The 9,034-nt window shown below is 71.6% G+C and carries 5 protein-coding genes; 4 read left to right on the forward strand and 1 reads right to left on the reverse strand.

The window, feature by feature from the left end:
- Positions 1–524 precede the first annotated feature (524 nt).
- Positions 525–4,208: a PAS domain S-box protein gene (locus VF647_00905; protein HEX8450617.1), complete on the forward strand. Its 3,684-nt coding sequence runs from the start codon at positions 525–527 to the stop codon at positions 4,206–4,208.
- Positions 4,209–4,697: 489 nt separating this feature from the next.
- Positions 4,698–5,846, forward strand: coding sequence for a HAMP domain-containing sensor histidine kinase (locus VF647_00910; GenBank protein HEX8450618.1), 1,149 nt, complete (start codon positions 4,698–4,700; stop codon positions 5,844–5,846).
- Positions 5,847–5,877: 31 nt separating this feature from the next.
- Here VF647_00910 and VF647_00915 read toward each other — a convergent pair whose 3' ends face one another.
- Positions 5,878–6,564, reverse strand: a complete 687-nt coding sequence (locus tag VF647_00915; GenBank protein HEX8450619.1) for a carbonic anhydrase — start codon at positions 6,562–6,564, stop codon at positions 5,878–5,880.
- Between the two features lie 232 nt (positions 6,565–6,796).
- On the opposite strand from VF647_00915, the gene VF647_00920 reads away from it, so the two are divergent.
- Positions 6,797–7,738 carry a LysR family transcriptional regulator gene (locus VF647_00920; GenBank protein HEX8450620.1) on the forward strand — a complete coding sequence of 314 codons (942 nt, stop codon included), beginning with the start codon at positions 6,797–6,799 and terminating at the stop codon, positions 7,736–7,738.
- 421 nt (positions 7,739–8,159) lie between these two features.
- A partial coding sequence (locus VF647_00925) for a TerC family protein (protein HEX8450621.1) occupies positions 8,160–9,034 on the forward strand: 875 nt, incomplete at its 3' end.

Here is a 9,034-nt window from a genome sequence, read left to right on the forward strand (position 1 = left end):
GGATGACAAAGGGGGGTGCGGGGGGGCGGCGGTTTTCGGTTCTGGGGGGCGGGGTTCGGGGCGGGGGAGGGCACGGGCAGCCACATGGGGCTGCCCCTACGGGGGGATCGGGACGCGTGGCGTGGGTTGGGCGGGGGTGAGGCGGGCGGCGCCGGCGTCCAGGGTCGGGACGCCGGGCCGCGGTGGGTTGGGGTCAGGCCATCGCCCTCCTTGGTGGAATGGCTCCCGGATCAGGAGGCGCGCGGCTGGCCGTGCAGGACGAGGCATGCCATTCGGCAAGGTTCCCCCCCGCTCACCTGACAGCCCTCCGTGTCCTCTCTGTCTACTTTAGTGGCGTGGAGAGGCGCGGCAAAAGGGGTTTGGGGCCCACGAACGGGTCCGCCGCCCCATAGCCGCCAGCCCGGGGAAGCGGCGTACCTGCTGGTGGAAGCAAAGAGGGGGGTCATCCGCCCCATGCCGGAAAGGAAGGCCGGGGGCATCTTCCGCGGAGTCGTAAGGCAGAATCCCCGAACGGAGCCATCCCCATGCGCGCATCCCCCTACCTCCTCGAGCACCCGCGCGAAAGCGACGCGCTCCACCGCATCCGGGCCGTGGCCCGGGCCGCGGCGGCCGCGCTGGAGGCGGGCTCGGCGGACGGGCTGGCGCGTGCGCTGGAGGACGCGGCCCGGCCGGCGATCTCCTTCGACGCCTTCCGCCTGGCCACCTACGACGCAGCCACCGACACCCTCCGCTACCACGGCAACTCGCCGCGGGGGGCGGGCGCCCTGGCGTGCGCGGAGACGCCGGACCGCTGGGTGGTGCGCGGCAAGCGGACGCTGGCCACCGGGCGCCCCCACGACGGGTGCGGCAACGGCGGGTCGGCCATCCGCACGCCGGTGATGGCGGGGCGGGAGCTGCTGGGCGTGCTGGCCGTGGAGACCGGCGACCCCGCGCGCTACTCCGCCCACGACGTGGAGATGATGGAGGCGCTCGCGGCCATCGCGGCATCCCGCCTCGCGCACCTGCGCCTCGCGGGCGAGCACCGCGCCGCCGCCGATGCCGTGCACGCATCGGAGAGCCGCTTCCGCGCGATGTACCGCCAGTTCCCGCTGAGCGTGCAGATCTTCTCCCCCGAAGGCCGCACCCTGGACGTGAACGAGGAGTGGGAGGAGCTGTTCGGGCTGAAGCTGGAGGACACGCGCGACTGGAACCCCCTGCACGAACCGCAGCTCGCCGAGCTGGGCGACCTGCTGCGCCGCGCCTTCGCGGGGGAGACGCTGGAGCTTCCGCCGTCGCTCTTCGACACGCGCAGCGCCATCGGAGCGGACGCCGCTTCGGCGCCGCGCTGGATCCAGGCGTCGGCGCGGCCGGTGCGCGCGGCGGACGGGGAGATCCGCGAGGTCATCATCGTCCACCAGGACGTGACCGACCTCAAGGAGGCGCAGGCGGAGCTGGAGCGCACCAACCTCGAGCTGGAGCGCCGCGTGGACGAGCGCACCACGGAGCTGGCGCGAGCCAACGCCGCGCTGGAGGAGGAGGTCGCCGAGCACGAGGAAGCGCGCGAGGAGCTCCTCCGCCGCACGCAGGAGCTGGAGGCGATCTTCCAGGCCCTCCCCGATGCCTACTTCCGGCTGCGCCCGGACGGGACGATCGTGGACCACCGCGCCGGCCCCGAGTGGAGCGGCCTGGTGCCCGCGGGCGACACGGTGATTCGCCGCATGCAGGAGGTGCTTCCCCCCGAGGCCGCCGGGCGCCTGGACGCGGCGCTGGCCGAGGTGGAGCGCACCGGCCGCCTGGCGACGCTGGAGCACACCCTGCGCACCCCCGCTGGCGACGAGCGCGAGCTGGAGATGCGCCTGGTGCCGCTGCTGGACGGCGACCGGGTGACCGTGGTGCGCGACATCACCGTCAGCAAGGCGGCAGAACGGCGGCTGCGCGAGCGCGAGGAACACTTCCGGCGGCTGATCGAGAACGCGTCGGACCTGGTGTCCATCATCGGGCCCGACGGCACCATCCGCTACGAGAGCGAGGCGATCGGGCGGCTCTTCGGCTACCAGGCGGGCGAAGGGGTGGGGATCTCCGCGTGGGACCGCGTGCATCCGGACGACCGCGCGCACGTGCGGACGGCGCTCGCGGAGGTGGCGGCGCGGCCGGGGGAGACGCGGTCGTCCGAGTTCCGCTACCGCGCACGCGACGGCGCGTGGCGCACGGTGGAGGCGGTGGGGAAGACGCTCACGGACAATCCGGAAGACGGCATCGTCATCAACACGCGCGACACCACCGACCGCAAGGAGGCCGAGGACGCGCTGCGCGCCAGCGAGGAGCGCTACCGGGCCCTCATCGAGAACGCGCACGACATCATCGTGGTGCTGGACCCGGCCACCGGCGAGATCCGCTACCAGAGCCCGTCGATGGAGCGCATCCTGGGCTACACGCCCGAGGACTCGGTGGGGCAGAACATGTTCGCGCTGGTGCATCCGGACGATCTGGAGACGGCCATGCGCGAGATCTCCGCGGCGGCGGCGGCGCCGGGGACCACGGGGCACGCCGAGTACCGCTTCCTGCACAAGGACGGGAGCTGGCGGCAGCTGGAGACGTTCGGGCGCACGGTTTCGCCTACCTCGGCGGCGGAGGGGCTGGTCTTCAACACGCGCGACATCACCGAGCGAAAGGAGGCCGAGGACGCGCTGCGCCGGAGCGAGCAGCACTTCCGCCGGCTGATCGAGAACGGGCAGGACAACATCGTCATCATCTCCCCCGACGGGGTGATGACGTACCAGAGCCCCTCGGTGACGCGCATCCTTGGGTACAAGCCGGAGGAGCTGGTGGGGCGCAGCGCGTGGGAGCTCGTGCATCCCGACGACGTGGCCGTGGTGGTGCGGGAGCTGGAGAACACCTTTGCCACACCGGGGGTGATGGGCCACGCGGAGTACCGCTACCGCCACAAGGACGGCTCCTGGCGCTACCTGGAGGCGTTCGGGCAGACGCTCTCCACCGACTCGCCGGACGAGGGCGTGGTCGCCAACATCCGCGACGTGACGGAGCGGCGGCTGGCCGAAGAGGCGCTGCGCCGCGCCACGCTGGAGGCGGAGCGCGCCAACCGCGCCAAGAGCGAGTTCCTGTCGAGGATGAGCCACGAGCTGCGCACCCCGATGAACTCCATCCTGGGCTTCTCGCAGCTCCTGTCGCGCGGCACGCTGGCGGCGGACCAGCGCCGCGGGGTGCAGCACATCCTGACGGCGGGGCGGCACCTGCTGCGCCTCATCAACGAGGTGCTGGACATCGCCCGCATCGAAAGCGGCCGGCAGCAGCTCTCGCTGGAGCCCGTGCGGCTCTCCCTGGTGGTGCAGGAGGCGGTGGCGCTGGCCCGCCCGCTCGCGGCGCAGCGCTGCATCACGCTGGACGACGGGGAGCTTCCCGGGGGCGAGCCCTTCGTGACGGCGGACCGGCAGCGCCTGTCGCAGGTGCTCCTCAACCTCCTGTCGAACGCGGTCAAGTACAACCGCGAGGGCGGCTCGGTGCGCCTGCACTGCGAGATCCTGCCGGACGAGCGCGTCAAGGTGCGCGTGACGGACACGGGCAAGGGCGTCGATCCCGCGCAGCACGACCAGCTCTTCGTCCCGTTCGCCCGCCTGGGCGCGGAGCACACGGAGGTGGAGGGGACGGGGCTGGGCCTGGCGCTCTCGCAGCGGCTGGTGGAGGCGATGGGCGGCACGCTGGTGCTGGAGGAGAGCAGCGAGGAGGGGAGCACCTTCGCCCTCGACCTGCGGCTGGCGCGCGACCCGGTGGAGCGGCTGGAAGGGCGCTCGCCGGCCCCGCTGAGCGTCGGCTCCAAGATCCGCTCGCCGGTCACGCTGCTGTACGTGGAGGACAACCTTGCGAACCTGAGCCTGGTGGAGACGATCCTCTCCGAGCGGCCGGGGTGGAAGACGATTCCCGCGCTGCAGGGGCGGATGGGGACGGAGCTGGCCCGCGAGCACGCGCCGGACCTGGTGCTGCTAGACCTCCACCTTCCCGACGTGCAGGGTGACGAGGTGCTGCGGCGCCTGCGCTGCGACGCGCGCACGGCGGGGATCCCGGTGGTGATGATCAGCGCGGACGCCACTCCGCGCACCATCGACCGCCTGATCGCCGAGGGCGCCGACGCCTACCTCACCAAGCCGCTGGACGTGGACGAGTTCCTCGCCGCGATCGACCGGCTGCTTCCGGAGCCGGTGGGCGCGGACTGAGGGCCCCCACCCCCGCTCGTTCCTCGCGGCCCCTCCCCCAAAACCACCTGGGGGAGGGGCATTCGCATGCATCCGTGCCTGTCCTCGGGATTCGCGCGGAGAGAGCACCGGCAAAAAGCCTCACACAGAGGCCACAGAAGGAACTGAAAGCCACAGAGAAATACTTCTGAGGTTCTTCCTCTGTGTCTCTGTGTCTCTGTGTGAGCCATGCAGTTGCGGTTCTCTCTCTGCGCCTCCGCGGCTCCGCGTGAGCCATGTGTCGCCTTTGCGGCCTGATGTTGCGGCGCGTTGCGGGCTGCCAGCGAGGAACGGGCGGTTGGTGGTCCGCTGATTGCGGCGGGAGGGGCATCTTCAAGCGCTTCCGGCCGCGCCAGGACCGGCGGCTTACCCCGTCCCGAAGGATCGCCCGTTGTTCGGTCAGGATACCCCCGCTACCGAAGCGCCTCTTCCCGCGCGCGCCGCCCTCGCCCTCCACCGGCGGGGGCGGGCGTGAGCGATCCGTTCGTGCGCGCGCTCGCGGGCGTGGCGGACCTGGCCGACCCCGCCGATGCGCTGGGGCCGCTGCTGGCCGGCGCCGTCGAGCGCGCGGGTGCGCTGGCGGGTGCGGTGGTGAACCCCGACGACGCCGTGCGAGCCCTCGCGTCGTGCGACGAGGCGCGCGTGCAGGCGCTGATGGAAGGCCCCGTCGCCGTGGCCCGCGAGCGTCCCGGGCGGCGGCGCGGCGCCAGGCTCCTCCGCCTCGACGGGGAGGGCGGGTTCTCGCACCTGCTCTGGATTCCGCTGGAGCTGCGCGGGGCGGGGGCGGGGTCGATGCTCCTCCTGTACGACCGGGAACCGGGGGAGGATGCGGCTTCGGAGGCGGAGGCGGCGGGAATGGCGATGGCGCTCGTGCTGGAGAACGGGCACCTGTACGAGGAGGCGCGCATCGCCCGCCAGTCGCGCGACCACTTCCTGGTGGCGCTCAACCACGAGCTGCGCACCCCCGCCACCGCGCTCCTGCTGGAGTCCGACATCCTGCGCTCGGGGCTGCTGGGCGACCTTCCGCCGCGCACCTCCGAGATGCTGGAGCGCGCGGAGACGCACGTGGCCGAGATCGTCCGCGTGCTGGAGGGAATCCGCGAACTGGGCGAGGCGCAGACGCCATCCGAGGCGACCGAGCTGGTGGAGCCGCGGAAGTTCGTGGCCACCCTCCTCCGCCGCGTGGAGCCCACGGCGCGCCGCAAGGGGCTCACCCTCTCGCTCCACTACCCGCCCGACCTCCCCCTGCTGCAGACGGACCCGGACCGCCTGTCGCGCGTCCTCCTGCACCTGCTGGACAACGCCATCCGCTTCACCGACGAGGGGAAGATCGAGGTGAGGCTGACGCGCACCACCAAGCCCTCGCGCAGCCGCCGCATCCGCGTGCTCGTCGTCGCCGTGTGCGACACCGGCCACGGGATCCCCGCGGACGAGCTGGAGCGCGTCTTCGAGCCGTTCGCGCAGGTGCAGGAGGGCGCCCGCTCCGCCTCCTCCGAGCGGGGCGTGGGGCTGGGGCTGGCGCTCGCCCGCCGCCTTGCGCGCACCCTCTCCGCCGAGGTGAAGCTGGAGAGCGAGCTGGGGCGCGGGACGACGGCGTCGCTCATCCTTCCGTACCAGTAGCCCGCCGGTTCGGCGCCCCGCCGCGAAGGCGTCATGCGGGCAGCATCGTGACGCGCCCGGTGGACAGGTCGTAGATGCCCCCCACCACGTCCAGCTTCTTCTCCCTGATCAGCCCCGCGACGACGGGCGAGGCGGTGCGCAGCAGGCGTACCTGCTCGCGCACGTTCTCGCGCGCCACCGCTTCCTGCTCGCGAGTGGGGGTGCGCGCCACGGCGGGCTGGATGTGGCGAAAGAGGGTGCTGATCTGGCCGGGGACGGGGTCGCCCGCGATCGCCGCCTTCACCGCGCCGCAGCCGGTGTGGCCGAGCACCACCAGCACCTTCGAGCCCAGCACCAGGGTGCCGAACTCCAGGCTCCCGATGATCTCCGGCGTCACCACGTTGCCCGCGGCGCGGCACACGAACAGGTCGCCGAAGCCCTGGTCGAAGACGATCTCCACCGGCACGCGCGAGTCCGCGCACGAGAGGATCGCGGCGAACGGATTCTGGGCCGCCGCCACGTCGCGGACGCGCGCCATGCCGCGGTGGGGTCCCACGGGGCGGCCTTCCACGAAGCGGCGGTTGCCGGCCAGGAGCTCCTGGAGCGCCTCCTCCGGCGTGCCCACGTCGGGGAGCGCGTCGCCGCGGAGGGGGGCCGGGAGCACCGCCGCCGCCGCCGCGAGCGAGAAGAGCGAGAGCGCGCGCCGGCGCGAGAGCGGGGTCTGGGTATTCTCGGTCATCATCGTACCCGGTGGGGGGGTGAGGCGGCGCCGCGCCGCGGGTGTCACGCCGTGGAGGATATCCGCGCGGCGAGGAACCGCACAAATGCAAATCGATGCGGGGTCCCATAACCTGGATTGATGGATGCGCGGGCGCGCGGCATGCACTACTATGGATCGAGCGAGCACGGGCCCCGCGCCGCCTCGCGTTTTCGATCCACCCACGCGCCGTCGAACGAGCCGGAGCCCCACAGTGCCCATCAACTACAAGCACCTCCTCTACTTCTGGACCGTGGCGCGGGAGGGGAGCATCGCGGCGGCGTGCAAGGAGCTGCACGTGACGCAGCCGGCCATCAGCACGCAGCTTCGCAAGCTGGAGCGGCAGCTCGGCGAGCCGCTGTTCGCCAAGAGCGGGCGCGGGCTGGTGCTGACGGAGGCCGGGCGCACCGCGTTCCACTACGCGGACGAGATCTTTTCGCTCGGCCGCGAGCTGGCCGAGACGCTGCGCGGGCGGCCCACGGGGAAGCCGATGCGGCTGACGGTGGGGGTGACCGACGCCTTTCCCAAGCTGGTGGCGTACCGGCTGCTGTCGCCTGCCCTGCGCCTGGAGCAGCCGGTGCACCTGGTGCTGCACGACGACCGCGCCGAGCGCCTGTTCGCGGCGCTCTCCATCGCGGAGCTGGACCTGGTGCTGGCCGACGCGCCGCTTCCGCCCACCACCCCCATCCGCGCCTACAACCACCTGCTGGGCGAGTGCGGCGTCACCTTCTTCGGCACGCCGCCCCTGGCGGAGCGGTACGGGGCCGACTTTCCCCGCTCGCTGGACGGCGCGCCCTTCATCCTCCCCACCGAGGGGACGGTGCTGCGGCGCTCGCTGGGGCAGTGGTTCGACTCCGTGGGCGTGCGCCCGCGCGTGGTGGGCGAGGTGGGTGACAGCGCGCTGCTCAAGACCTTTGGCCAGGCGGGGATCGCGCTCTTCGCCGGCCCCACGGCGATCGAGGCGGAGATCCGCCGGCAGTACCGCGTGGAGGCTCTGGCGCACGTGGAGGAGATCCGCGAGCGCTTCTACGCCATCTCGGTGGAGCGGCGGCTGAAGCACCCGGCGGTGGTCGCCATCTCCGAGACGGCCCGCGACGACGTCTTCGTGAAACGCGTGCGCCGCCCGCGTGCCGCCGGCCCGAACTCCGCAGGCTGACCCCCCGCCTGCTCTCGCGCAGCGGGTACAATGAAGGGCCCCGGCGCGGTGCGCGCCGGGGCCTTTCGCGTGCCCGCCGCCGCTGTTTCATGCATTAGTAGGATAGAAGTCATTCACGCAGGTTAAGAGTGATTCGCCCGGCATGCGCGAAAACGCGCATGGAAACTGGTTTTCGCCGCGATGGACCTCGAGGTGCCGAGCACGTTGCCGTATTTCGGCGTCCCGTACGGGGTTGATGCACGGATGACGCGGGGTCAGATTCGTCGCCGTGGGGAGTAGCCAGCCGGCCGGCGAGCCGGAGCCCCCGGCCGTCAATACGGAGCGCCCCGAGTGCTCCCGGCCGTGCGCGATCCCGAGAGGGGACCGAGGCGAGACCACGAGAGCCATCACGCCCCCGCCGGGGCATGCGAGGAGGACTCCCGTGGCGACGAGCATCTGGTTCTGGGTAGGGTTCAACGCGTTCGTGCTGCTGATGCTGGCGCTGGACCTGGGCGTGTTCCATCGCAAGGCGCACGAGGTGAAGCTGCGCGAGGCGGCCACCTGGAGCGCCATCTGGGTGGGCGTGGCGATGGTCTTCAACGCCGGCATCTACTTCCTGGCGGGGAAGCAGCCCGCGCTGGAGTTCCTGACGGGGTACCTGGTGGAGAAGTCGCTGGCGGTGGACAACATCTTCGTCATCGCCATGATCTTCTCGTACTTCGCGGTGCCCTCCATCTACCAGCACCGCGTCCTCTTCTGGGGGATCCTGGGGGCGCTGGTGATGCGCGGCGCCTTCATCGCCATGGGCGCGTACGCGCTGGAGCGCTGGCACTGGATCATCTACCTCTTCGGCGGCCTGCTGCTGCTGACGGGGATCAAGATGGCGCTCAAAAAGGACGACGAGCACTTCGACGGCGAGAAGAACCCGGTGGTGCGGTTCGCCCGGCGCTTCATCCCCATGACGCACCGCTACGACGGGCAGAAGTTCTGGACGGCGGAGAACGGGAGGCGCGTGGCGACGCCGCTCTTCCTGGTGCTGCTGCTGGTGGAGGTGAGCGACCTGGTGTTCGCCATCGACTCGATTCCGGCGATCTTCGCCATCACCAAGGACCCCTACCTGGTCTACACCTCCAACGTGTTCGCCATCCTGGGGCTGCGGTCGATGTACTTCCTGCTCGCGGGGGTGATGCACAGGTTCGCGTACCTCAAGTACGGCCTGAGCGGGGTGCTGGTGTTCGTGGGCGCCAAGATGATGCTGATCGACGTCTTCAAGATCCCCATCGGCGTGTCGCTGGGGGTGATCGCCGCCCTGATCGG

The sequence above is a fragment of the Longimicrobium sp. genome, assembly GCA_036387335.1.
GTDB lineage: Bacteria > Gemmatimonadota > Gemmatimonadetes > Longimicrobiales > Longimicrobiaceae > Longimicrobium.

Bases quoted from the DNA above. Each gene is read 5' to 3' on its own strand.
- VF647_00905 (HEX8450617.1), top strand. From the start codon at position 525: ATGCGCGCATCCCCCTACCTCCTCGAGCACCCGCGCGAAAGCGACGCG.
- VF647_00915 (HEX8450619.1), bottom strand. From the start codon at position 6,564: ATGACCGAGAATACCCAGACCCCGCTCTCGCGCCGGCGCGCGCTCTCG.